The organism is Eudoraea algarum, assembly GCF_050589645.1.
Taxonomy (GTDB): Bacteria; Bacteroidota; Bacteroidia; order Flavobacteriales; family Flavobacteriaceae; genus JBNGOQ01.
Genome location: NZ_JBNGOQ010000003.1, coordinates 927,007 through 949,103 on the forward strand (window position 1 = coordinate 927,007; position 22,097 = coordinate 949,103).

Annotated in this window: 27 protein-coding genes; 18 read left to right on the plus strand and 9 right to left on the minus strand. The window is 44.7% G+C overall.

Annotated features, from left to right (window positions below):
* Window positions 1-163: 163 nt before the first annotated feature.
* The 6 genes from ACRD67_RS14880 (at window position 164) to ACRD67_RS14905 (ending at window position 3,746) form a co-directional block, all read left to right on the plus strand.
* Complete coding sequence (locus tag ACRD67_RS14880; RefSeq protein WP_430968051.1) at window positions 164-673, plus strand: RNA polymerase sigma factor; 510 nt, start codon at window positions 164-166, stop codon at window positions 671-673.
* Window positions 660-1,079, plus strand: coding sequence for a hypothetical protein (locus ACRD67_RS14885; protein WP_430968002.1), 420 nt, complete (start codon window positions 660-662; stop codon window positions 1,077-1,079). Before ACRD67_RS14880 ends, ACRD67_RS14885 begins: the two co-directional genes overlap by 14 nt.
* A gap of 13 nt (window positions 1,080-1,092) precedes the next feature.
* Window positions 1,093-1,635, plus strand: a complete 543-nt coding sequence (locus tag ACRD67_RS14890) for a DUF4252 domain-containing protein (RefSeq protein ID WP_430968003.1) — start codon at window positions 1,093-1,095, stop codon at window positions 1,633-1,635.
* 22 nt (window positions 1,636-1,657) lie between these two features.
* Window positions 1,658-2,209 (plus strand): DUF4252 domain-containing protein, encoded by a 552-nt coding sequence (locus ACRD67_RS14895; RefSeq protein ID WP_430968004.1) that lies wholly within the window; start codon window positions 1,658-1,660, stop codon window positions 2,207-2,209.
* A 25-nt stretch (window positions 2,210-2,234) separates the two neighbouring features.
* On the plus strand, window positions 2,235-2,780 hold the full coding sequence (locus ACRD67_RS14900; RefSeq protein WP_430968005.1) for a DUF4252 domain-containing protein: 546 nt from the start codon (window positions 2,235-2,237) through the stop codon (window positions 2,778-2,780).
* 150 nt (window positions 2,781-2,930) lie between these two features.
* The gene (locus tag ACRD67_RS14905; RefSeq protein ID WP_430968006.1) at window positions 2,931-3,746 is read left to right on the plus strand and encodes a mechanosensitive ion channel family protein; all 816 of its coding nucleotides are present in this window, start codon (window positions 2,931-2,933) and stop codon (window positions 3,744-3,746) included.
* 52 nt (window positions 3,747-3,798) lie between these two features.
* Here the strand turns inward: ACRD67_RS14905 and purB are convergent, their stop codons facing one another.
* Both purB and ACRD67_RS14915 read right to left on the minus strand, forming a co-directional pair.
* The gene (purB, locus tag ACRD67_RS14910) at window positions 3,799-5,142 is read right to left on the minus strand and encodes an adenylosuccinate lyase (RefSeq protein ID WP_430968007.1); all 1,344 of its coding nucleotides are present in this window, start codon (window positions 5,140-5,142) and stop codon (window positions 3,799-3,801) included.
* Window positions 5,143-5,223: 81 nt separating this feature from the next.
* Window positions 5,224-5,787, minus strand: coding sequence for an adenylosuccinate lyase (locus ACRD67_RS14915; RefSeq protein WP_430968008.1), 564 nt, complete (start codon window positions 5,785-5,787; stop codon window positions 5,224-5,226).
* Window positions 5,788-5,820: 33 nt separating this feature from the next.
* Here ACRD67_RS14915 and ACRD67_RS14920 point away from each other — a divergent pair, with 33 nt between their 5' ends.
* Window positions 5,821-6,294, plus strand: a complete 474-nt coding sequence (locus ACRD67_RS14920; protein ID WP_430968009.1) for a heme-binding domain-containing protein — start codon at window positions 5,821-5,823, stop codon at window positions 6,292-6,294.
* Here the strand turns inward: ACRD67_RS14920 and ACRD67_RS14925 are convergent.
* Complete coding sequence (locus tag ACRD67_RS14925) at window positions 6,257-6,952, minus strand: SIR2 family NAD-dependent protein deacylase (protein ID WP_430968010.1); 696 nt, start codon at window positions 6,950-6,952, stop codon at window positions 6,257-6,259. The genes ACRD67_RS14920 and ACRD67_RS14925 overlap by 38 nt on opposite strands.
* A 56-nt stretch (window positions 6,953-7,008) precedes the next feature.
* Between ACRD67_RS14925 and ACRD67_RS14930 the strand changes: the two genes are divergently transcribed.
* From ACRD67_RS14930 to ACRD67_RS14940, 3 genes are read left to right on the plus strand one after another with little or no spacing between them, the layout of a single operon-like run.
* A complete protein-coding gene (locus ACRD67_RS14930; protein ID WP_430968011.1) occupies window positions 7,009-7,665 on the plus strand; it encodes a TrmH family RNA methyltransferase in 657 nt (218 codons plus the stop codon).
* Between the two features lie 48 nt (window positions 7,666-7,713).
* Window positions 7,714-8,238, plus strand: a complete 525-nt coding sequence (locus ACRD67_RS14935; protein WP_430968052.1) for an SRPBCC family protein — start codon at window positions 7,714-7,716, stop codon at window positions 8,236-8,238.
* Between the two features lies 1 nt (window position 8,239).
* Window positions 8,240-8,617 carry a VOC family protein gene (locus tag ACRD67_RS14940; protein WP_430968012.1) on the plus strand — a complete coding sequence of 126 codons (378 nt, stop codon included), beginning with the start codon at window positions 8,240-8,242 and terminating at the stop codon, window positions 8,615-8,617.
* 6 nt (window positions 8,618-8,623) lie between these two features.
* Here the strand turns inward: ACRD67_RS14940 and ACRD67_RS14945 are convergent, their stop codons facing one another.
* The 5 genes from ACRD67_RS14945 to ACRD67_RS14965 form a co-directional block, all read right to left on the minus strand.
* The gene (locus ACRD67_RS14945) at window positions 8,624-9,139 is read right to left on the minus strand and encodes a hypothetical protein (protein ID WP_430968013.1); all 516 of its coding nucleotides are present in this window, start codon (window positions 9,137-9,139) and stop codon (window positions 8,624-8,626) included.
* Between the two features lie 65 nt (window positions 9,140-9,204).
* Window positions 9,205-10,899 (minus strand): alpha-amylase family glycosyl hydrolase, encoded by a 1,695-nt coding sequence (locus ACRD67_RS14950; RefSeq protein ID WP_430968014.1) that lies wholly within the window; start codon window positions 10,897-10,899, stop codon window positions 9,205-9,207.
* A 157-nt stretch (window positions 10,900-11,056) separates the two neighbouring features.
* The gene (locus tag ACRD67_RS14955) at window positions 11,057-11,839 is read right to left on the minus strand and encodes a carboxypeptidase-like regulatory domain-containing protein (RefSeq protein ID WP_430968015.1); all 783 of its coding nucleotides are present in this window, start codon (window positions 11,837-11,839) and stop codon (window positions 11,057-11,059) included.
* A gap of 77 nt (window positions 11,840-11,916) precedes the next feature.
* Window positions 11,917-13,692 carry a DEAD/DEAH box helicase gene (locus tag ACRD67_RS14960; protein ID WP_430968016.1) on the minus strand — a complete coding sequence of 592 codons (1,776 nt, stop codon included), beginning with the start codon at window positions 13,690-13,692 and terminating at the stop codon, window positions 11,917-11,919.
* A 177-nt stretch (window positions 13,693-13,869) separates the two neighbouring features.
* Window positions 13,870-14,445: a non-canonical purine NTP diphosphatase gene (locus ACRD67_RS14965; protein ID WP_430968017.1), complete on the minus strand. Its 576-nt coding sequence runs from the start codon at window positions 14,443-14,445 to the stop codon at window positions 13,870-13,872.
* A gap of 73 nt (window positions 14,446-14,518) precedes the next feature.
* Here ACRD67_RS14965 and ACRD67_RS14970 point away from each other — a divergent pair, with 73 nt between their 5' ends.
* From ACRD67_RS14970 to serA, 5 genes are all read left to right on the plus strand, one after another.
* Window positions 14,519-14,971, plus strand: a complete 453-nt coding sequence (locus ACRD67_RS14970) for a methyltransferase family protein (protein ID WP_430968018.1) — start codon at window positions 14,519-14,521, stop codon at window positions 14,969-14,971.
* Window positions 14,972-15,091: 120 nt separating this feature from the next.
* Entirely contained in the window at window positions 15,092-15,703 is a 612-nt protein-coding gene (locus ACRD67_RS14975) for a SatD family protein (protein ID WP_430968019.1), read from the plus strand.
* On the plus strand, window positions 15,700-16,398 hold the full coding sequence (locus ACRD67_RS14980) for a DUF3307 domain-containing protein (protein ID WP_430968020.1): 699 nt from the start codon (window positions 15,700-15,702) through the stop codon (window positions 16,396-16,398). The genes ACRD67_RS14975 and ACRD67_RS14980 overlap by 4 nt, the downstream gene beginning before the upstream one ends.
* Window positions 16,399-16,414: 16 nt before the next feature.
* Entirely contained in the window at window positions 16,415-17,194 is a 780-nt protein-coding gene (locus tag ACRD67_RS14985) for an alpha/beta fold hydrolase (RefSeq protein WP_430968021.1), read from the plus strand.
* Between the two features lie 161 nt (window positions 17,195-17,355).
* Complete coding sequence (serA, locus tag ACRD67_RS14990; RefSeq protein WP_430968022.1) at window positions 17,356-19,248, plus strand: phosphoglycerate dehydrogenase; 1,893 nt, start codon at window positions 17,356-17,358, stop codon at window positions 19,246-19,248.
* Between the two features lie 19 nt (window positions 19,249-19,267).
* Here the strand turns inward: serA and rlmH are convergent, their stop codons facing one another.
* On the minus strand, window positions 19,268-19,741 hold the full coding sequence (rlmH, locus tag ACRD67_RS14995; RefSeq protein ID WP_430968023.1) for a 23S rRNA (pseudouridine(1915)-N(3))-methyltransferase RlmH: 474 nt from the start codon (window positions 19,739-19,741) through the stop codon (window positions 19,268-19,270).
* Between the two features lie 85 nt (window positions 19,742-19,826).
* Here rlmH and nadC point away from each other — a divergent pair, with 85 nt between their 5' ends.
* Genes nadC through ACRD67_RS15010 form a run of 3 tightly spaced genes read left to right on the plus strand, consistent with a single transcriptional unit; the run spans window position 19,827 to window position 22,089 of the window.
* Window positions 19,827-20,684, plus strand: coding sequence for a carboxylating nicotinate-nucleotide diphosphorylase (nadC, locus tag ACRD67_RS15000; protein ID WP_430968024.1), 858 nt, complete (start codon window positions 19,827-19,829; stop codon window positions 20,682-20,684).
* Window positions 20,685-21,665: a YihY/virulence factor BrkB family protein gene (locus ACRD67_RS15005; protein WP_430968025.1), complete on the plus strand. Its 981-nt coding sequence runs from the start codon at window positions 20,685-20,687 to the stop codon at window positions 21,663-21,665.
* Entirely contained in the window at window positions 21,649-22,089 is a 441-nt protein-coding gene (locus ACRD67_RS15010) for a DUF2147 domain-containing protein (protein WP_430968026.1), read from the plus strand. Before ACRD67_RS15005 ends, ACRD67_RS15010 begins: the two co-directional genes overlap by 17 nt.
* Window positions 22,090-22,097: the final 8 nt, after the last annotated feature.

Consider the following 22,097-nt stretch of genomic DNA (forward strand, 5'->3'; position numbering starts at 1 on the left):
ATTTTCCTTTACTTAATGTACGTAAACCTGTTTAAATTTAGTTTACAATGGCCTAAAATACTTACAATCAAAGGAAAAAAAAATTTTTTGTAACAAAAATCGTTATACGTCGTCTTCCTTTTGTAAAACACCTATAATGGTTTACACAGCAACCGAACCTATAATGAATCAGACGGAGTTTTTAAGTGTGGTAATGCCCTTTAAGGATAAACTGTACAGGCTGGCAAAGCGTTTGCTGGTCTCCACAGAGGAAGCTGAAGATGCCACACAGGAAATTTTGTTGAAACTCTGGTCCAAAAGTAAGGCGATAGAAAGTTATAACAATGTAGAAGCCTTTGCCATGACCATGACCAAGAACTTTTGTCTGGACCGACTAAAGTCGAAACAGGCGGGAAACTTAAAATTGGTGCATAGCAATTATGCGGACGGACAAACCTCCCTACAGAAGGAGGTGGAGGCAAAAGATAGTGTGGATTGGGTACAAAAGATCATGGAAGATCTTCCCGAGCAACAAAAATTGGTATTGCAATTGCGGGATGTGGAGGAATACGATTTTGACGAGATAGCCGATCTATTGGATATGAAACCCACCGCAGTGCGTGTGGCCTTGTCCAGGGCAAGAAAAACGGTAAGAGAAAAATTATTGCAAAAACATAGTTATGGAATTGGATAACATAGAAAAATTATTGGAGAAGTATTTTGAAGCCACCACCACGGTAGCCGAGGAAGAAACCTTACGGGCCTATTTTTCCCAAGAAAGTGTAGCAACACATCTTAAGCAGTACAGTCCGTTGTTTCAGTATTTTTCCAAAGCCAAAGAAGAGCGGTATACCAAGCAGGTTCCACTAAAACCTAGAAAAAACTACTACAAGTGGCTTTCCATTGCAGCAGTCGCCGTTTTATCAGCTGGCATCTATTATGGTAAAACTATCCATGATAGAAACGAGGCAACATACGCTTATAACGAAACTAAGAAAGCGTTGAGCCTTCTGGCCGAAAATTTCGGGAAAGGAACCGAAAAAATGGCCTACTTGAACGAGTTTGAAGAAACAAAACAAAAAATTTACAACGAAAATTAAAACGATGAATAAGATGAAAACATACATTGTACTATTGATGCTTGCGGCCTTACCCCTTAGCGGTTTCTCGCAATCGCTTTTCGACAAGTACGAGGACCTGGATGAAGTAACCTCCGTAGTGGTGAATAAGAGCATGTTCAACCTATTGAGCAAGATAGAGGTAGAAGTGGATGATCAGGAAGCCCAAGACTTTATGGACATTGCCAAAAGTGTAAGCAGTCTAAAGGTCTTTACCACGGAGGATAAGGGCATTTCGGCAGATATGAAGGCCTCCGTAAGCAAGTACCTTAAAACGGCATCTTTGGAAGAATTGATGCGGATCAAGGATAAGGATGCCAATGTGAAGTTCTACATTAAAACCGGTAAGGATGCCGATCATGTCAGTGAACTATTGATGTTCGTCACCGGAATAAAGGATGTAGAGGCCAATGGGAGAAAATTTGAAACCGTGCTTCTTTCACTTACGGGTGATATTGACCTGAACAAGATCAATTCCCTTACGAAAAAGATGAACCTTCCCGAAGAATTGAACAAGGCCGGTAAAAAGAACAAATAATCAAATTATAACATCATCAATCATGAAAAAAACAATCATAACACTATTGGCACTGGCCCTAATGCCCCTCGCAGGGTTCTCACAGTCGCTATTCGACAAATACGAGGACATGGAACATGTGGCTTCGGTAATCATCAACAAGCGTATGATGGAATTGATAACTACCATAGGCGAGGATGCCGATGACCACGAAGCAAGGGAGTTGGCGCAATTGGTTAGCGAACTCGATAAGATAAGGGTGTTCATTACCGAGGACAAAGGAGTCAGCGGCCAAATGAAGACTTCGGTGGACCAATATCTAAATTCCTCCTCCATGGAAGAGCTTATGCGGGTCAAGGACGAGGACACCCATGTAAACTTCTATATCAAAAATGGCAAGGACGATACCCATGTAAAGGAACTATTGATGTTCGTTAGCGGCATGGATAAAATGAAGATGGACCATAACGGCAGGGAGTTCGAAACCGTACTGGTCTCCATAACGGGCGATATTGACCTTACCAAGATAGGTAAGCTTACGGATAAGATGAACTTGCACCGCGACCTCAAGAAAGCGGGCAAAAAGCATGAATAACGAGAAACGTTATAAACAAAGACAGATGAAAAAATTGTTAAGCAAAATTGCAATAGTGTTGGTAGCCGGGGTCGCTTTGATGGCCTGCTCCTCCACACAAAGCTTGCAGGAATACTATGTGGACAGCGCGGAGAATCCAAACTTTATATCCCTGGATGTCCCCACCAGTATCCTGAATTTAGAAAAGGCAGACCTGACCGAAGGTCAACGCAAAGCACTGAGTTCCCTTCGGAAAATGAACCTTTTGGCCTTTAAAAAAACAGCCCAGAATGCTGCGGAGTACAAGGTGGAAAAGGCCAAGGTAAACGCCATACTGAAAAACGATGAGTTTGTAGAGCTCATGAAACTGAACTCCAGTTATGGAAAAGGCGTGATCAAGTATCTGGGCGATGAGGATGCTATAGACGAAGTGATTATATACGGCAGTAGCAATGACAAGGGCTTTGCCCTGGTCCGCGTACTGGGCGATGATATGAACCCTGCACACTTGGTACAACTCATCCAGGCCCTTCAACAATCGGATTATAATGGGGAAGGATTGGGAGAAATCGGAAAGTTCCTTAAAGGCTAAGTAGTGTTCCTCCCTAACAATAGCAGCCCGTTTTAGAGCAATCTAAAACGGGCTTTTTGTTGCCCGTAGGCAACAGTGGATGCCGAGGGTTCTTTTTTTAAAGGCGAATCCTTATCTTGTTTCGCAAATTAACACTGACACTACACAACTATGGAAAAAGCACAAGAATGGTTCAACTACGGCATTGAACTGGCCAAGGAATTCGGGCCAAAATTAATCACGGCAATTCTCATCTACATCATTGGTTCCTGGATAATCAAAAGAATTACCGGGGCCACTAGAAAAGTAATGTCCAAAAGCAAATACGAAGAGTCCTTGCAACGATTTCTATTAAATCTGATTTCATGGGCCTTGAAGGTATTTCTAATTATTGTTGTCATTTCAAGACTGGGGGTAGACGTAACCACCTTTGCTGCCGTGATAGCGGCTGCTGGATTGGCCATTGGCTTCGCCTTACAAGGTTCACTTTCCAACTTTGCGGGAGGGGTACTGCTCATGATTTTTAGGCCCTATAAAATTGGGGATCTGATCGAGGCGCAAGGTGTTTTGGGTGCGGTAAAGGAAATAGAGATTTTCACCACAAAATTGATCACCCCGGAAAACAAACTGGCCATTGTACCCAACGGCGCCATGGCCAATGGCAATATCATCAACTATACCGCGGAGGGAACAATGCGCGTAGACACCACCATAGGCATTGGTTATGGGGAGGATATCAAAAATGCGAAGGAGGTGCTCTTAGCGGTATTGACCTCCAACCCCAAGGTATTGCAGGACCCACCTCCTTCCGTTAACGTATCCGAATTGGCAGACAGTTCCGTAAATTTTGCTGTACGTCCCTTTTGTAGGCCTGAGGACTATTGGGATGTGTATTTTGGCACCTTGGAAAATTGCAAGTTGGCACTGGATAAGGCCGGTATTGAAATACCGTTCCCACATCAGGTAGAGATACAGAAGCAAGGGTAGGGGATATTATTATGGGACTAGCTAAGATCTCTGTTCCCCTAGAAACACGGAATTACACGCCGGTATAGTTATGAGGGCTAATTCCTTTTAGTTCTTTTTTGACCGCATCGGAAACTTGTAAGGTGTCTATGAAATCAGAAAGGGTTTTGCGTGTAATTTTTTCATTGGTACGGGTCAATCCTTTTAAGGCCTCATACGGATCGGGGTAGGCTTCGCGTCTCAGAATCGTCTGAATAGCCTCTGCCACAACGGCCCAATTGTTTTCGAGGTCTTCGGCAAACTTCTCCGCGTTCAACACCAATTTGTTCAGTCCTTTTACGGTAGACTGAAAAGCAATAAGGGTATGGGCCAGGGGGACACCTATATTTCTGAGCACGGTGCTATCCGTGAGATCCCGCTGAAGACGGGAAACGGGCAGTTTTGCCGATAGATGTTCAAAAATGGCATTGGCCATGCCCAGATTCCCTTCCGAATTTTCAAAGTCGATCGGATTCACCTTATGCGGCATGGCGGAAGACCCTACCTCGCCCTTTTTTATTTTTTGCTTAAAGTAGTCCATGGATACATAAGTCCATACGTCCCTGTCCAGATCAAGCAGAATGGTATTGATTCTTTTTAAGGTATCGAAGAGCGCTGCCATATGATCGTAATGCTCTATCTGTGTGGTAGGGAAGGAATGGTAGAGTCCCAATTTTTCCTGTACAAATTGTTCCCCGAACACTCTCCAATCCACATCTGGATAAGCTACTTGATGTGCGTTGTAGTTGCCGGTTGCCCCACCAAATTTAGAGGCGCTGGGAATATCGTTCAACAAATTGAACTGTTCTTTTAAGCGTACCACAAAAACATCGATTTCCTTTCCCAGACGGGTAGGGGAGGCCGGTTGCCCGTGCGTTCTGGCCAACATGGGAACGGAAGCCCACTCCAATGCCAGTTCCTGCAATCTGTGGAGCACCTCCAAATATTGCGGCACGTATACCTCGTTCATGGCTTCTTTAAGAGAGAGCGGAATAGCGGTATTATTGATGTCCTGAGAGGTAAGGCCAAAATGGATAAATTCCTTGAAGGAGTCCAATTTTAGGCCATCGAATTTTTTCTTAATAAAATATTCTACCGCTTTAACGTCATGGTTGGTGATCTTTTCTATATCCTTAATGGCCTGCGCGTCTTCCGAACCGAAGTTCAGGTAGATGTTTCTTAAGTCCTTGAAGAGTTTGGTGTCAAAAGCCGCGAGCTGAGGCAAGGGAATTTCGCATAGTGCGATAAAATATTCAATCTCTACCCGTACCCTGTATTTGATAAGGGCCTCTTCGGAAAAAAATGGCGCCAAGGAAGTGGTCTTACTTCTATAACGTCCGTCAATGGGGGATACGGCACTTAATTCGTTCAATAACATCACCTAAGCTTTACTTTATGGAAAGGGCCAAAGATAGCTATAAGTTAAGGAGTTTAAAAGGTTTGGAAAGCATATGTTCCTTTAATTGTTGAGTTTTGCCAGGGTATACCTGGCGCGCGCTTTGTAAGCTGCACTAGATGTGGCATAATGCCGTTCCAGTACCAGCCGTAGTTCTGGATGTATCCATTTAAATTTTTTGCCGAGCAGATATAGGGAAGTCATGGAATAGGCTTTTGCAGCCACTTTGTAGTCCCCGATAAGCCAATCAAAGCATGCCGTGGAAATGGCTTCCAGATGATGCTCTTCGAGTACCTTCCGGACCTCGTTTGGTTTTTTTGAAAAATAGGCCAAAATGAGACATTCGCATATTTTGGCCATGGGTCGGACTGCGGAATCCAAATGCAGGGAGCCTATGCCTGCGGTAAATTTGTCCAAGAGGGGAAAAATCAGGGACAGATCTTGTTTGACCGTAAATTCCATGACCCAAGCAGCCTTGACGGAAAGGGGATTATCTGCCTCCATTACAATTTCGATCAGAGGCAGGAGCAGCTTTGGCTCGTTGCGTACCAAGTTGGCCATTTCCATCCTTTTTTGACGAGAGGAGTTCACATAATCCAGGGCATCGTATAGTTCTGTTTTGGTCACAAAAGTGTATTTTTAGCCAATAAAGTTAGCAGCATGAAAGTACTAAAAAAAATAGCAGTGGGATTACTGGTCATCTTGATCGGGATGCAGTTTTACCGCCCCGAAAAGAATATCCAGGAAGGAGAACATACGGTAGCATTCCTAAAGGAGACCAATCCGCCCCCACAGGTCAAGGCCATCTTACAGGAAACTTGCTACGATTGCCATAGCAACAATACCGTATATCCCTGGTACAACAATATTGCTCCGGTTTCCTACTGGCTTGCAGACCATGTGGAGCATGGTAAAGGACACCTTAATTTTTCTGATTGGGACGCCTATAACCTTAAGAAAAAAGACCATAAATTGGAGGAGTTGGTAGAAATGATTACCGAAAGGGAAATGCCCTTGAAAGAATATACCTGGACACATGCCGAGGCAAGGCTAAGTGAACAGCAGCGAAAGGAGGTGGCAGACTGGGCCAGGAAGACTAGGGCCTTGTATCAATTAGGTCGGCAACCAGAATAGGGACCCCGGTGGCGGCGGTTTCTTCAATGATGGTCAAATTGGTATAATTGGAAGCCGCGATACTGGGTCTGGGGTCTATAAAATAAATAGGCGTTCCGGGTCTTATAAAATTGATCAGACTGGCTGCGGGATACACTTGCATGGATGTTCCGATGATGATCAGGATATCCGCGGTGTAGGTGATTTCCATGGCCTTTTCAAGCAGAGGTACCGCCTCACCGAACCAGACAATATGCGGTCGCAACTGGGCCTCATTTTCGCTAAGGTCGCCCAAAAGCAGGTCGTTTTCCCAATTCAGCACTAAGCGTTCGTTTTGCGTACATCGTACTTTTAGTAGTTCTCCGTGCAAATGAAGCACCTGGGAACTCCCAGCCCTTTCATGTAAATTGTCCACATTTTGGGTAATGATCTGGACCTGGAAGTGCCTTTCCAAGTCTGCCAAGGCCTCATGGGCCCTGTTGGGCCTCACCGTTTTAAGTTGCTTTCGTCGCTGATTGTAAAAATCCAGGACCAGGGCAGGATCTTGGGCAAATCCTTGGGGGGATGCCACTTCCATAACATCATGGCCCTCCCAGAGCCCATTTGCATCGCGAAAGGTCTTTAGCCCACTTTCGGCGCTTACCCCCGCGCCGGTCAATACTACTATTTTTTGATCCATCACCCTTTATAAAAAGCTATTAAAGATACATTTTCCTTTTTTATTATATTCGGTTTATGATCGATGCTAAACTCTTATCTTATCTAGAAACATTTGTTACTCCGGAACGAAAGCAGCGTTTTCTGGAGGTGCTCCAGGAGCGTACCAAGTATATTACGGTGGCAGTGGAAGATGTGTTTCAGTTACACAATGCCAGTGCGGTAATACGAAGTTGCGAGGTCTTTGGTATTCAGGAGGCCCATCTTATAGAGAACAGGTTTGGAAAGCGTCTCGATAAAAATATTGCCATGGGGGCCCAACAGTGGGTAGATGTACATCGGTACCCAAATGCTGGGGAATGTATCGCCCATTTGGCCGGCCAGGGTTATCAAATTATAGCCACAAGCCCGCACAAGGCAACTTGCTTGTTGGACGATTTTACCATAACGGATAAGATTGCCTTGTTCTTTGGTACCGAAAAAGAGGGACTTAGTGAAACGGTCATGCAACGCGCGGATGGTTTTATAAAGATTCCTATGGTGGGTTTTACCGAAAGCCTCAATATCTCTGTGTCCGCGGCCATTATATTGCATGCCCTCACCCAACAATTGAGAAAAAGTACCATCGATTGGCAGTTGACGGAAACCGAAAAATTGGAAAAACAACTGGATTGGATCCAAAAATCCATAAAGAGCATAGACGACATTTTGGCGAGATATCATGAAGATGGGTGATTTTTTTTTTACTTTTAAAGGACAACTAACTAATTGATAAACAAAATGATGATATTGCTTTACATTGTAGCGGGTATCGCGGTGCTGGTGTTCATACTCGCCATGATAGCCCCGAAAACGTACGACGTTTTTAGAACTATTGAAATTGCAAGACCTAAAGCTGTGGTTTTTGAGTATTTGAAGTATCTAAAGAACCAACAACAATGGTCCCCTTGGGAAAAGAAAGATCCCAACATGGAGAAAAAGTTCACGGGTACCGATGGGGAGGTTGGAGCCGTAAGCTATTGGAACGGCAACAAGGACGTTGGCGAAGGGGAACAGGAAATCACCAAAATTGTGGATGGCAAGCGAGTAGAAGGAGAACTGCGCTTCCTTAAACCCTGGAAATCAACTTCTGACTGCTATATGGAGGTAGATGAGGTTTCCGATGGCAAAACCAAGGTAACCTGGGGCTTTTCGGGCAAAAACAAGTTCCCTGTGAGCATTATGATGCTCTTTATGAATATGGATAAAGCGGTAGGCAAGGATTTCGAGGAGGGTTTACAAAGTTTAAAAATTTTAATGGAAAAATGATATGGAGTACAATCCGATAGGGTGGTTCGAAATCCCAGTGACCGATATGGATCGGGCCAAGACTTTTTACGAATCGGTCTTTGAGCTTTCCATTTCCGTGCACGATCTCGGAGGATTGATTATGGGTTGGTTCCCGCATGCCGAGGATAAACCAGGCGCATCCGGATCTTTGGTGCAACATGAAATGTATACGCCAAGTGTTACGGACGGCCCTTTGATCTACTTTTCCTCTGTGGACGTAAACGTAGAATTGGGACGTGTAGCAGGGGCCGGCGGTGAAATTCTAAAACCAAAGACCGAAATAGGGGATGGTCATGGATTTATGGCTTTGTTCAAGGATTCGGAAGGCAATCGGATCGCACTGCATTCCCGGGCTTAGTGCCACCTATAACCACTCAAAGGAATCCAGTACAAAACCTACGATGCAATCATCGGCGCAGTTTTTTGGAATGAAGGTGCACAATTGTATTACCCCATTACTGTCCGTACCAAAATCGATAAAGTTATCGTCTGGGCTAACGGATAGGATGTCCTTATCGCAAGAAGTGTAGATTTCGTCAATGGTCATTGGGGCCGCTCCCTCATCGTTGGTATTCAACTCGTCCTGATTCTCCACCCAGCTACGGGTAACTTCCTTTTCGCCAGGAGTGTCTGTACGTTGATAGGCTTCAAATGCCCTTTGGGTAACTACACCGTTTTGAACGGTAATGGTGGTTGTAGATCCAAAACCGAAAACAGAACTCTGTACCAGTGAAAACACATAACTATTGTTGAATTGTGCCTTCAATTGCCGCCACTGGGACAAACTTTGATCAAATTCAGAGGTAAAGGCGGTATCGTCGTTCTCACATGAAAATAGGGTCAGGGCCACGACGGCCAAGAAGATTCGTAAGGGTCTCATCTTTGTTTTTATTGTTAGATACCCCGGCTTGCCTTGGGTTGCGTGGAGCGCAGAACCCCCTAGCCTTAAGGAGCCAATTCAAGAAGCGCTATGGTATGTTCATTGTCCAAGAGCACCTTCCCATTTTTGACCATTACTTGGGTCTTTGAGTAGGTATCATATAATTTGGTGCCATCGCCGAAAAAGCCTTTGACCCAAAGCGATTTTTTCCCTTTGGGAAGATCTAGGCCTACCACCACTTTGTCCTTGTAATCCCCATCGGTATACATTCTGCTGAATACATAGGGCTTTTTTGCAAGGCGTTTGTGTTTCCCGGCGCCCACGGCAGGATGTTGTTTTCTGAAAGCGCCCAATTTTTGCCAATGATCCAATATTTTCCTGGTTTCGGGCAGACTATCGAGTTCTTCCCAATTCATAAAGGACCGCAGTGTAGCATCACCAACGCTACCGTCTATGGTTAGGCTTCTGGCGGTTTCATCCCCGTAATAGATTTGTGAGGCTCCCGGGGTCAATAGGAGTACGTTGGCAGCACGATAGGGTTTTTCCCTTTCCTTGTCGAACGGATTGCTATCATCATGGGAGGTAAGATAGTTGACCACGCTTTTTCCCTTTAACTTTGAGTTCAACAAGCTGTGGTACTTCTTGAATATGGTTTCGTACGCTTTGTCGGCATCGGTCTTTAGTTCAAAATTGATGAGGCTTTTAAATCCATAGTCGTAAAAGTCGACCTTTTTATCACCAAAGTTGAACGGCCGCCCTCCCGAAATACCGTAGTTATAAACTTCCCCTACCATGTAAAAGGGATTATCGTCCAAAATCTGGTTCGGATGTTTCTTTTTCCAGGTCTCAAAGGCGTGCGAAGCCTCTTGGTATAGCTCGGCCCAGGCCTGTTCATCAACATGCTTTACGGTATCTACCCTAAAACCGTCTATTCCAAGATCGTTCACATAGTCGGTCAACCATTTGATAATGTAGAATCGGGGGGCCCTTGGATGTCCGGTACGTTCAAAAAACAATTGTAGTTCATCGAGCTCAGCACTTAACCGCCCTTCGGCTTTCCATTTGGCGAGCAAAGGATCCGGAAGTTCCACGGCCTCATCGGAGGCGGTGTAGATATCGGGAAGATTGTCCACCAGTGTGCAGGCGGTGGTTGTTTCGTAGGTGGTAAATTGACAGGTAGGCTCGGTACGCACCCAGTCCGATGGCCAAACGGGATCTTCGTCCGTTACCGGACCGGTGTGGTTCAATACCACGTCCAACAAAACCCGTATACCTTTGTCATGGGCGGTCTTGACCAAGTTTTCCAAATCTTCCATGGTACCAAAATTGGGATCTAATGCGGTCCAGTCCTTGGTCCAATAGCCGTGATACCCATAACTGTTTCCAGTGCCTTCATCGGTATCCCCGTGTATCTGTTCCACTACGGGGGTGAACCATATGGCATTTACGCCCAATGAAGTGAAGTACCCATCTTCTATTTTTTCAATAATTCCTGCTATATCGCCTCCCATAAAACCTCGTAACACCCCAGTCTCATTATTTCGCTCAAAGTTCACATCGTTTTCGGTATTTCCGTTGTTGAAACGATCGGTCAACAAAAAATAGATATTGGCGCCTTCCCAGACAAAAGGGACTTCCCTTACCACTTCCGGAATGGAATCCAAGGCCATTGGGGTCGCGTTATTTGCGGCCTCTTTTTTTTCAGTTTTACAAGCGAGAAGGAGGGAGAAAATTACCGTGGCGAACAGCAGTTTTTTCATATGTATCTATTTTCTTTAAAACTATAAAATGATCGCGGAATTATAAAATTTATTTCTGGCAATTAAATTCAACGACATATTGGACTTAGGGCCTGGAAATGTGCATCTTAGAGGGAATCATGCAAAGTGCATCAAGCGGAACGGGGCACGGAAAATACTAGTTCTGTCGGTTAAGGACCTTATATTCCTCATAGCAGGCACTAATGGCATCAAGAATTTGAAGGTCATTCGCCGTGGTGATGAAGGATTTGGAGTAATTACAGTTGTTTAGGATATCATCGATATCCATTTTTTCCAACTGCAGCAATTCGGTAAGGGTCTCCCGATCGAATTTGGACGCCAAAAGGTCCCGAATTCTATCGTCTTCCTTTATTTTTCTCAGCTTTCGCATCTGATTGGGTTTTTTGCCGAACAAATTACGGAGCAGATCGGCGGGATTAAGAATGGCGCCCAATACCTTGGTGACCGCGCTTGGGTTTTTCTTGCCCGCTTCATAACCCACGTTTAGGCCCGAAATGCTGTACTGGTAGGCGTTGTTTACAGGAAGATTTTTTACATCGATTTCCAAATAGCCTGTAAGTTGAAAGGGTCTAAGAATGACTTCCTCCAACGCGTAGGCCAACTCTGTCAATTTTACCTTGGTATCCTTGAACTTGAACATATCGTTGGTGACCCTTATTTTTTGGGATTTAAAGCCCAGAAAAGAAAAGTATATTGTGTCGTTGACCGCTGCGGTAATAGAAAATTCTCCCCTTTTGTTGGTAATGGTACCCACTACTTTGTTGAGGTTCACCACATGGACGCTTTCCATGGGAAAGTCGGTCTGGGCGTTTACCACAACTGCGTTGAGTTCCTTATCTACGGTACTTTCCCCTGTTTCCTGTGAAAAACCAAAAAAACCCAGTGATAAGGCCAAACAAAGAAGTATATATTTCCTCATGTACGTGAATCCAATTTTAAAAGTACTAAACAAAATAAAAAAACACGCCATGGCGTGTTTTTTTAATATACAATTAACTAAAAGAATCCGTCTCTTTTTTTGCTCCTCCTTTTACCGGAGTGACTCGACTTTCCATGAGATGATTTTCTGTCTCTTCTCTTGCCCCTGCTTCTGTCGCGGTCCTTGCCACCGCCCCTGCTTCGATCTCTTCCACTTCTGCCACTACCCCCAGGGTTTTTGGAGACTTCCACATTTACGAACCTACCATCTACCTTAAAATCGGAAAAGGTCTGTAAAATAAGCTCCGTATGCTCGGCATCTGTATTGAAGAAGGAGAAACTGTCCTTAACATCTACCCGATATACATCATCCCTTCCAAGGCTCAAGGTGTCCTTTAGGAAATCCTTCAGCGACATCCAATCGTAATCATCCTTTTCACCTACATTGATGAAATAGCGCACGGAACCGTTGGAGGAAGCTTCCCCACGTTCGCCCTTACTTCGTTTTCGCTCACCATGTCCGTCAGTATCCACGGTATTCAGGTCTTTCGCCTTGTTGTAGTAATTATAGAAACGGCTAAACTCTACGGAAATAATTTTTTTGATGAGCTCATCGCGGTCAATGCCCTGTAATACATCGTTTATGGCAGGTAAATAATTGGCAACCTCTTCATTAATTTGAGTGTCCCTTATTTTACTGGCCAAATGGTACAATTGTATTTCGCAGATTTCCATCCCTGTCGGGATTTTTTTGGCAATGAATTTTTGTTTGATTTTGCCTTCTATGGACTTAATCTTTCGAAGTTCACTTCGGGTGACGATGACCATGGAAATACCAGATTTACCAGCTCTTCCCGTACGCCCGCTACGGTGGGTGTAGGTTTCTATTTCATCTGGTAATTGGTAATTGATCACATGCGTAATGTCATCTACATCAATACCTCTTGCGGCTACGTCCGTGGCCACAAGCATTTGAATCTGTTTTTTGCGAAAGGCATTCATGACCAAATCGCGTTGGTTTTGGCTCAGGTCCCCATGTAGGGCACCGGCGTTGTAACCATCTTCGATAAGCTTTTCAGCTACCTTTTGGGTATCCCGCTTGGTCCGGCAAAACACGACCGAAAAGATATCGGGATTGGTATCCGCCAGTCTTTTTAGGGTCGGATAGCGATCGCGTCCGCCCACAACATAGTACTCATGTTGTACCGTAGTGGCGCCCGCATTTTTATCACCTACCGTTATTTCCTTAGGATGGTGCATAAACTTTTTGGCAATGGTGGCCACTTCTTTGGGCATGGTGGCCGAAAACAACCAGGTAAATTTTTCGTCCGGTGTATTGGAAAGAATGTCCTTAATGTCCTCATAGAAGCCCATGTTCAACATTTCATCGGCCTCGTCCAATATGCAATAATCGATTTTGGAAATGTCCACGATACCACGGCCTATCATATCCTTCATACGACCTGGTGTGGCCACAACGATCTGTGCCCCCCGTTTTATCTGTTTGGCCTGCTCACTGATGCTGGCCCCGCCATAAATGGCAACGGTGTTCAGTCCCTTGATGTATTTTGAATACAACTTTAGTTCGTTGGTAATCTGTAAGCAGAGCTCCCGGGTGGGTGAAAGGATAAGTCCTTGTGTGGTTCTGCTACTGCTATCTATTTTTTGGATCAATGGGAAGCCAAAGGCGGCTGTTTTTCCGGTACCTGTCTGCGCAAGCGCTACCAGGTCGGTTTCATTTTCCAGTAAAATAGGGATTGCTTTTTCCTGTACTTCCGAAGGATTTTCAAATCCAAGATCGGTAACAGCATCCAATAGGGACTGTTCTAGCCCCAATGCTTCAAATTTTGTCATAATAGGTTTTACTAAATCGCAAATATTGTATGTTGCATAGAGCGATTATCGCTTAACCTTATTATGCCCAGCGCAACACATGCTATACCAGCGGCGTTAATTAAGCGGCAAAGGTAATGCTAATAATCCACATGGATGCTATGGAAATGAAATACTTGGCCGTTGACCTTCAGTTGACTAGCCCTGCGTTTTTAAATAGGTGATGAGGTGCTGTATGGCCCGCCCCCTATGGCTGATTCGGTTTTTTTCCGCCAAAGGCAGCTCGGCAAAGGTCTTGTCATAACCTTCCGGTCTAAAGATGGGGTCGTAACCAAAGCCCCTTCTACCGTGTTTTTCCGGGGTAATCTGTCCCTTTACGATTCCTGTGAACAGTTGGTTTTCAGTTCCTTTCTTCAGGGCGATCACTGTTTTAAATTGGGCAGTTCTATGCTTGCCCTTAAGGGCTTTTAGCAGTTTGTCCATATTGTCCTCAGCGCTTTTTTGTGCGCCGGCATAGCGGGCGGAATGTACCCCCGGGGCACCGTTCAAGGCATCTACCAATAGTCCGGTATCGTCTGCAAAACAGGGATATCCGTGATGATCGCTTACATGTTTTGCTTTTAGCAGGGCATTCCCTTCCAAGGTGTCCTCGGTCTCGGGAATTTCGTGGGAACATCCAATATCCTTTAATGATAAGAGTGAAATATGTCCGGGCAATAAACCTTTTACTTCCCTGAATTTATTTTGGTTGTGCGTGGCAAAAACGAGTTCCATGGAATAGATCTTATTTGGGCGGTGTGTGTTACCCGTTTAAAAATAGTAAATTTATGGCGCCTTGATTTAAGCTATGAAACTAAAAATTCCACCGGCGTTTATCTTTCTTTTTTTTGGATTGCTGATGTACCTCTTAAAGGAGTTCTTCCCCGTGGGCCAATTTGAATTTTTTGGGCGCCAATATTTGATAAAGATGTTGACATTTGTGGCCGTGGCGATTGTGGTGGTGGCCATGGTACAGTTTTTTAGGAGGCGGACCACTGTGGATCCCATGAGGCCGTCCAAAGCCACCTCTTTGGTCACCAAGGGTATCTATGCCTATTCCAGGAACCCGATGTACCTGGCCCTCTTGTTGCTTTTACTGGCTTGGGGACTTTGGTTGGGAAATGCTTTTAATACGTTGATTGCCGCAGGCTTTGTTTCGTATATGAACAACTTTCAGATCAAGCCGGAAGAAAAGGCACTTTCCCAACGTTTTGGAAAGGAATACCAACACTATTGTACGCAGGTAAGGCGTTGGTTTTAATTTTTGAATCAACGTATTAGCAGATACACTGATATATGAAAATATAAGCTTTTTAACTAATTTATTTAAATATTAGCTTTTTTGCTTATATTTTTATATATTAGCATTTTAACTAATAATATGACGGCAATAATCACGGGTGACATCATCAATTCAGAACATTACAAGGGTTCTAAATGGATTAAAGATCTTAAGGCCCATTTGTCCCAAATTGGGAAACATCCGACCGATTGGGAAATTTACCGGGGTGACGAATTTCAGCTAAGGTTACCACCGGCACAGGCACTACAGACCGCTGTACACATCAAGGCCCTCATTAAATCCGTCAAAGGGTTGGACGTACGCATGGGTATAGGTATCGGCACCGAGACCTTTACCGGAGAACGGGTGAGCGAATCCAATGGAACCGCCCACCAGCGATCTGGCCGCACCTTTGAAGCCCTAAAAAAACAAAAGCTGAATCTGGCCATTGCCACGGAGAACGAAGTCTACGATAAAACCATGAACCTGCTATTAAAACTGGCCCTCAATTTTATGGATGATTGGTCGCAAGTATCGGCAGAAATCGTAGCCCTGTCCTTGGAAATGCCAGAGGCCTCGCAACAGCAGGTCTCGAAGCAGCTTAACATTCAACAATCGGCTGTAAGTCAACGTCAAAAAAGAGCGCGATTGGATCTGGTCCTTGAGCTATTGGATTATTATACCCAAACCTTAAAACAACAGCACACATGATATTTTTCATCAAACTTCTATTGGCCCATCTTATAGGCGACTTTTTACTGCAACCTGCCCGCTGGGTGGTTCACAAGGAAGCGAACAAAGTGACTTCCAAGTATCTGTACCTCCATGTTCTGCTACATTTCCTTGTGACCATGGTCTTGCTCTGGGACCTTGCCTATTGGAAATTGGTAGGCATTATCACCCTTTCCCATTACCTTATCGATTTGGGAAAACTATATGCCAATCCTTATTTTAAGAACAAGAACATCCCCTTTTTTATAGATCAATTTTTACACCTTTTGGTCCTTTACGCTTGCGCATATTACGGCAACTTAGCGGAACATAGCCTATGGCTTATCTCCCAATTGGATTGGGGCTTGGTCACTGCGGTCACTTTTGTGACCTTTCCGGCCGCCATTGTCATGGGAAAATTGTTGGAGGGCTTTGCCAATCAGATAGAATTGGACCACAAATCCTTGCCCAATGCCGGGAAATATATAGGAATCATAGAACGGCTTTTTGTCCTGGTGTTCATTATCTTGGGCAGATGGGAGGCCATTGGCCTGCTCATAGCGGCCAAATCGGTCTTTCGCTTTAACGACCTTAAAGAAACCAATAATCGGAAACTTACCGAATATATCCTTATCGGTACGCTGGTAAGCTTTGGACTGGCCATTCTAACAGGGATTATCTATACCAGTGTTTAAATAAAACGGATTCGCAATGCGAAATATCACACTACTCCTTTCTCTTTTTTCCGTGCTGCAATGCACTGCGCAGTCTGCGTTCTTTACCACCGCGGATTCTGTTAAAATAGCCTACACCGATGAGGGAAAGGGTATCGCTGTCTTACTGATCCATGGTTTTATAAATTCCGGAAGTTCCTGGGACAAAACGGTGCTGAAAAAGGAATTGCTTGCAAACGGTTATCGGGTCATTGTTCCCGACTTACGGGGCAACGGATTATCGGACAAACCCCAGACAAAAAAGGGGTATGCCAAGGACGTGGAAGTACATGATATGAAGGCACTCGCAGATTATCTGAAGCTTAAGCAGTACATGGCCGTTGGGTATTCCAGGGGCAGTATAGTACTGGCGAAACTTCTGACTGTGGATAAACGCATTGTCAAAGGGGTTTTGGGAGGCATGGGCATTGATTTTAGCGACCCCAATTGGGAAAGACGAAAGATGTTCGCCGCCGCTTTTAATGGAAAAACGACCCCGGAGACCCAGGGTGCTGTAGATTACGCCAGATCGATCGGAGCCGACCTAAGGTCATTGTACCTGCAACAGGAATACCAACCGGTCACCCTTAAGGAAGAATTGGGGACCATTACGGCACAAACGCTAATTATATCGGGAGACTTGGATACGGATAACGGAGACCCAGGGGAGCTGCAACGAGCCATTCCAAAAAGCGGGCTTCAGATCGTAGCCGGAGATCACAATGGGACGTACAAGACCGAGGCCTTCTCCAGGAGGATTATTTCCTTTCTGGAATGAACCCATCAAATGCAAATTGCGATATCCTTAATTTTAGTATGTGATTTGCATCAAATCTGCATCAAAAGGGTCCCAAAGCTTCTTGCAAACCAATTTTAAGGACAAAACCAAAAAACGGACAGAATTAATCTTTACTTTTGAGGCTTAATTTTTTTTAAAGTATGATAGCCGTGGGCAGAAAGTACGTTTTCGATTTTGATAGTACCTTAACCAGGGTAGAAGCATTGGATGTTTTGGCCGAAATGACCCTGCAAGGAAGATCCAATAGGGAGGAAATTATCAATGAGATACAGAAAATCACGAATCTGGGTATAGATGGGGACATCTCTTTTACCGAGTCTCTGGAAAAGAGAATAAAGTTGTTGAAAGCCCATAAGAACGATTTGGAAGGTTTGGTGACCGAACTGAAACAAAAAATATCAAAATCCATCGAACACAACAAGGAGTTCTTCCAGAATTTCTCGGATGATATCTATGTAATCTCCTGTGGTTTCAAGGAATTCATAGATCCCATTGTGGAAGAGTACAACATTCCTTCGGATCGGGTATATGCAAACACCTTTAAGTTTGATGGGGAAGGCAATATCGTAGGTTTTGATGAGAAGAACGTACTGGCTTCGCATAACGGAAAGATCGAATGTCTAAAACGGCTTGATCTGGACGGTGAGGTACAGGTCATCGGGGATGGGTATAGCGATTATGTTATGCGCGAAGCGGGCATAGCCGATAAGTTCTTTGCCTATACCGAAAATGTACATCGGGAAAAAGCGGCGAACAACGCGGATCACGTAGCGCCCAATCTGGACGAGTTTTTGTTCGTGAACGATTTGCCCAGGAAAATATCCTACCCCAAGAACAGGATCAAAATACTCCTGCTCGAAAATGTGCATCCCGCTGCTTTTGATAACCTCTCCGAAGATGGATTTTCCGTAGAGCTCGTCCAGCACAGTCTTTCCGAGGAAGAACTTATAAAAAAAATTAAAGGGGTCCATGTCCTGGGCATTCGCTCAAAGACCCAGGTGACCCAAAAGGTTTTGGAAGCCGCCAACAAGTTATTGGTGGTAGGTGCTTTTTGTATCGGGACTACCCAAATAGATTTGGAGAGCTGTAAGCAGAAAGGGGTAGTGGTGTTCAATGCGCCCTACAGCAACACTCGTTCTGTGGTGGAACTCGCCATTGGTCAGATCATTATGCTTATGAGGCACGTGTTTCCGCGGAGCACTGAGATTCACAGTGGTCGGTGGAACAAGACGGCAACCAATTCCAGGGAGGTCCGGGGAAAAAATTTGGGTGTCATTGGATATGGCAATATTGGAAAACAGCTATCGGTACTGGCAGAAGCCATCGGTATGCGGGTGTACTATTATGATGTGGAAGATCGCTTGGCCCTGGGCAATGCCATTAAATGTGCTACCCTTGAGGATTTGCTCAGTGTTTCGGATGTAGTAACCCTGCACGTGGACGATAACAAAGCGAACAAGAATTTCATTGGAAATAGGGAGATCGGGCAAATGAAGGACGGGGCCATGCTGATCAACCTATCCAGAGGGTTCGTGGTAGATATTGAGGCCTTGGTTTCGGCTTTAAAAAGCGGAAAGCTCTCCGGGGCGGCGGTAGATGTTTATCCAGAAGAGCCAAGAAGCAATGGAGATTTTATTACCCAGTTGCAAGGCCTGTCCAATGTAATCCTTACGCCGCATGTGGGAGGCAGTACGGAAGAAGCGCAACGAAATATTGCCGATTTTGTTCCCAACAAGATCATGGACTACATAAATTCCGGGAATACGGTAGATGCCGTAAACTTCCCCAATATCCGTTTACCCAAGCAGAGCAATGCCCATCGTTTCCTGCATATCCACAAAAACGTACCGGGAATTATGGCAAAAATAAACGAAGTTCTGGCCAAGTACGAGATGAATATTTCAGGACAGTACCTATCTACCGATAGTGAAGTGGGCTATGTAATCACCGATTTGGACAAGGAATATAACAAGGAAGTCGTAAAGGCCTTAAAAAAAGTGGAGAATACCATAAAATTTAGGGTGCTGTACTAAAGCTCCCTATGGCAAGTCTTTATTGATGGTGATAGGGTTCGTTCCTCAAAATCGTAAAGGCACGGTAAATCTGTTCGGTTACGAACAAACGCACCATTTGATGGGACAATGTCATCTGCGACAGGCTTATTTTCCCGTTGGCCCGTTGGTAGACCGCTTCGCTGAATCCATAAGGCCCCCCAATGGCAAAGATCAGTTGTTTTACCCCCGAGTTCATTTTCTTCTGTAGATAGTCCGCAAACGCGATAGAAGTGTAGGAAGTTCCTCTTTCATCCCATAAAATCAACAGGTCTCCCCGGTCTACTCTTTTCAGTAGCGCTTCGCCCTCTTTCTGTTTCTGTTGCTGCTCCGATAGTGTTTTGGTATTTTTTAGATCCGGAACGAACTCGGCCTGAAATTTTACGTAATGCCGCAATCGCTGCTCGTATTCCGATATGAGGCGTTGTAGTTCGGCCTTATCCGTTTTCCCAAGGGCAAGCAGTTTTATGGTCATGTGCCAAAGTTAAAAACTTTCAATATATCCTATTTCTTTATTGGGCTTTGTTTTTAGTAAATTAGCACACACCAAATCGGTTGGAATGATTACAGAGGAACAATTCAATGAAGAGATACGAATAATTATAACAAACGCCATTCGGGAGGACGTGGGTGATGGGGATCATAGCTCTCTGGCCTGTATTCCGCCTTCCGCTACCGGAAAGGCAAAACTCCTGGTGAAGGACGAAGGGATAATTGCGGGTGTGGATTTTGCGGAAAAGGTCTTCTCATATGTGGATGGGGAACTACAAATGGAAAGCGTCATCAACGATGGGGAAAAAGTGGGCCATGGTGATGTTGCTTTTTACGTGCAAGGGCGTTCCCAGAGTATTCTAAAGGCCGAACGCCTTGTGCTCAATGCCATGCAGCGCATGAGCGCTATTGCCACTAAGACGGCCCATTTTGTAGACTTGTTGGAGGGTACCGGTGCCAAAATTTTGGATACCCGAAAGACAAGCCCTGGAATCCGTGCCCTGGAGAAATGGGCGGTGAAGATAGGTGGGGGAGAAAATCATAGGTTTGCGCTCTATGACATGATCATGCTAAAGGACAATCATATCGATTTTGCAGGCGGTATTACCGCTGCCATAAGCAAAACACAGGCGTATCTTCGCAAGACCAACAGAGATCTTAAGATTATAGTAGAGGCTAGGAATTTGGACGAGGTAGGGGAGATTCTCCGGTCCGATGGTATCTATCGCATTCTTTTGGATAATTTTAATTATGAGGATACCAGGGAGGCGGTGAAACGCATTGGAAACACCTGTCTAACCGAATCTTCCGGGGGCATCACCGAAAAAACCATACGCAAGTATGCCCAGTGTGGGGTGGACTACATTTCTTCAGGGGCCCTGACACATTCAATATATAATATGGACCTTAGCCTTAAAGCAGTGTAAATGTCGAAGGAAATAGAGGAAAAATTGGATAAGATTCCAGTGGTGAACTGGATCGTACGCCTATTGAAAAAAATTAAACTCCCGGCCTTCGAGGGACTTTCCTTCTACGATCTCATTGAGATGTATTTTTTTGGTATTGTGGCCGGTGCGCTGTCGACCCGGGCCAGTTCCATTGCCTTTAGCCTGTTTATGGCACTCTTCCCCCTGCTTATTTTTATGATTACCCTTGTTCCCTTTATTATTCCTTATGCCAGCGTGGGAAATGAGAATTTCGATGCACAGTTTCTACTGTTTCTGGAATCTTTTCTTCCCACGGCGACCGGGGAGTATTTCGGGGAAATTTATCAGCAGATCAAGGATCAAAAACGCGGTGGACTGTTGTCCTCTACCTTTGTACTTTCCATTTTTTTAATGACCAATGGGGTCAACGCCATTTTTGGCGGATTTGAAAACTCCTATCATATTGATCTTACCCGTAATTTTTTCAGGCAATATGTGTATGCCCTAATGGTTGGCCTGATCCTCTCTTTTTTGCTCATCATCGGTGCGGTAACCTACGTGTATTTCGAATTTTATATTTTGGAATATTTGAGCGAGTGGGCGGCAAAGACCCGGGGCTACGACCTTACCGAAAACGATATTGTGGGTGCACAAATAGGAAAGGTGCTTTTCTTTGTCCTACTATCTTATTTTACCACGGCCATCCTGTACTATTTTGGTACCGCCGAGGGAAAACAGGTGCGTTTTTTTTCCGCCGGGGCATTGATGACCACACTGCTATTTCTTTTAACCTCCTATCTGTTTGGTGTTTATGTGGAAAAATTTGCCAGATACAACGAACTTTACGGGGCACTGGGAGGATTATTGATCTTAATGGTGTACATCTGGTTAAATTCCAATATCTTGCTGCTCGGTTTTGAATTGAATGCTACCCTGAACTCCCTACGAAAAAATATAAGGCATAATGGCAAGAAAGAATAAGTTGCTCCTCATAGCTCTGTTATGGTGCTCTGTTCAAATGGCACAGGGCCAGAGCATTTTTGGAAAATGGATGACCATAGACGACCGCACGGACAAACCCAAGGCCATCGTGGAAGTGTATAAAAAGGATGGGGATATTCACGGCAAAATCCTGAAAATCCTGGAGGAGGGGAAAGAAAATGCCAAGTGCGTCAAATGCAAGGGAACTAAAAGGAACAAACCCATCGTGGGCATGCGGATAATCGAAGGCCTTAAAAAATATAAGGATGGCCAGTACAAGGGAAAGACCCTGTTTGACCCGGAACAGGCCATGACCTTTAGATGTAAGATCTGGCTGAATCCCAAAAACTCCAACGAGCTAAAGGTCAGGGGCTACCTCGCATTTTTATACCGTACGCAAACCTGGATACGTGTTGAAGATTAGAAGGTCAT

Excerpts from the sequence above, each read along its gene's own strand:
- ACRD67_RS14920 (WP_430968009.1), top strand. The coding sequence starts at position 5,821 with ATGAAAGTACTAAAAAAAATAGCAGTGGGATTACTGGTCATCTTGATC.
- ACRD67_RS14900 (WP_430968005.1), top strand. The coding sequence starts at position 2,235 with ATGAAAAAATTGTTAAGCAAAATTGCAATAGTGTTGGTAGCCGGGGTC.
- ACRD67_RS14945 (WP_430968013.1), bottom strand. The coding sequence starts at position 9,139 with ATGAGACCCTTACGAATCTTCTTGGCCGTCGTGGCCCTGACCCTATTT.
- ACRD67_RS14985 (WP_430968021.1), top strand. The coding sequence starts at position 16,415 with ATGCGAAATATCACACTACTCCTTTCTCTTTTTTCCGTGCTGCAATGC.
- nadC (WP_430968024.1), top strand. The coding sequence starts at position 19,827 with ATGATTACAGAGGAACAATTCAATGAAGAGATACGAATAATTATAACA.
- ACRD67_RS14930 (WP_430968011.1), top strand. The coding sequence starts at position 7,009 with ATGATCGATGCTAAACTCTTATCTTATCTAGAAACATTTGTTACTCCG.
- ACRD67_RS14905 (WP_430968006.1), top strand. The coding sequence starts at position 2,931 with ATGGAAAAAGCACAAGAATGGTTCAACTACGGCATTGAACTGGCCAAG.
- ACRD67_RS14935 (WP_430968052.1), top strand. The coding sequence starts at position 7,714 with ATGATATTGCTTTACATTGTAGCGGGTATCGCGGTGCTGGTGTTCATA.
- ACRD67_RS14880 (WP_430968051.1), top strand. The coding sequence starts at position 164 with ATGAATCAGACGGAGTTTTTAAGTGTGGTAATGCCCTTTAAGGATAAA.
- ACRD67_RS14925 (WP_430968010.1), bottom strand. The coding sequence starts at position 6,952 with ATGGATCAAAAAATAGTAGTATTGACCGGCGCGGGGGTAAGCGCCGAA.
- serA (WP_430968022.1), top strand. The coding sequence starts at position 17,356 with ATGATAGCCGTGGGCAGAAAGTACGTTTTCGATTTTGATAGTACCTTA.
- ACRD67_RS15005 (WP_430968025.1), top strand. The coding sequence starts at position 20,685 with ATGTCGAAGGAAATAGAGGAAAAATTGGATAAGATTCCAGTGGTGAAC.
- ACRD67_RS14980 (WP_430968020.1), top strand. The coding sequence starts at position 15,700 with ATGATATTTTTCATCAAACTTCTATTGGCCCATCTTATAGGCGACTTT.
- ACRD67_RS14940 (WP_430968012.1), top strand. The coding sequence starts at position 8,240 with ATGGAGTACAATCCGATAGGGTGGTTCGAAATCCCAGTGACCGATATG.
- ACRD67_RS14960 (WP_430968016.1), bottom strand. The coding sequence starts at position 13,692 with ATGACAAAATTTGAAGCATTGGGGCTAGAACAGTCCCTATTGGATGCT.
- ACRD67_RS15010 (WP_430968026.1), top strand. The coding sequence starts at position 21,649 with ATGGCAAGAAAGAATAAGTTGCTCCTCATAGCTCTGTTATGGTGCTCT.
- ACRD67_RS14890 (WP_430968003.1), top strand. The coding sequence starts at position 1,093 with ATGAAAACATACATTGTACTATTGATGCTTGCGGCCTTACCCCTTAGC.
- ACRD67_RS14965 (WP_430968017.1), bottom strand. The coding sequence starts at position 14,445 with ATGGAACTCGTTTTTGCCACGCACAACCAAAATAAATTCAGGGAAGTA.
- ACRD67_RS14970 (WP_430968018.1), top strand. The coding sequence starts at position 14,519 with ATGAAACTAAAAATTCCACCGGCGTTTATCTTTCTTTTTTTTGGATTG.
- ACRD67_RS14885 (WP_430968002.1), top strand. The coding sequence starts at position 660 with ATGGAATTGGATAACATAGAAAAATTATTGGAGAAGTATTTTGAAGCC.
- ACRD67_RS14975 (WP_430968019.1), top strand. The coding sequence starts at position 15,092 with ATGACGGCAATAATCACGGGTGACATCATCAATTCAGAACATTACAAG.
- purB (WP_430968007.1), bottom strand. The coding sequence starts at position 5,142 with ATGTTATTGAACGAATTAAGTGCCGTATCCCCCATTGACGGACGTTAT.
- ACRD67_RS14895 (WP_430968004.1), top strand. The coding sequence starts at position 1,658 with ATGAAAAAAACAATCATAACACTATTGGCACTGGCCCTAATGCCCCTC.
- ACRD67_RS14955 (WP_430968015.1), bottom strand. The coding sequence starts at position 11,839 with ATGAGGAAATATATACTTCTTTGTTTGGCCTTATCACTGGGTTTTTTT.
- rlmH (WP_430968023.1), bottom strand. The coding sequence starts at position 19,741 with ATGACCATAAAACTGCTTGCCCTTGGGAAAACGGATAAGGCCGAACTA.
- ACRD67_RS14950 (WP_430968014.1), bottom strand. The coding sequence starts at position 10,899 with ATGAAAAAACTGCTGTTCGCCACGGTAATTTTCTCCCTCCTTCTCGCT.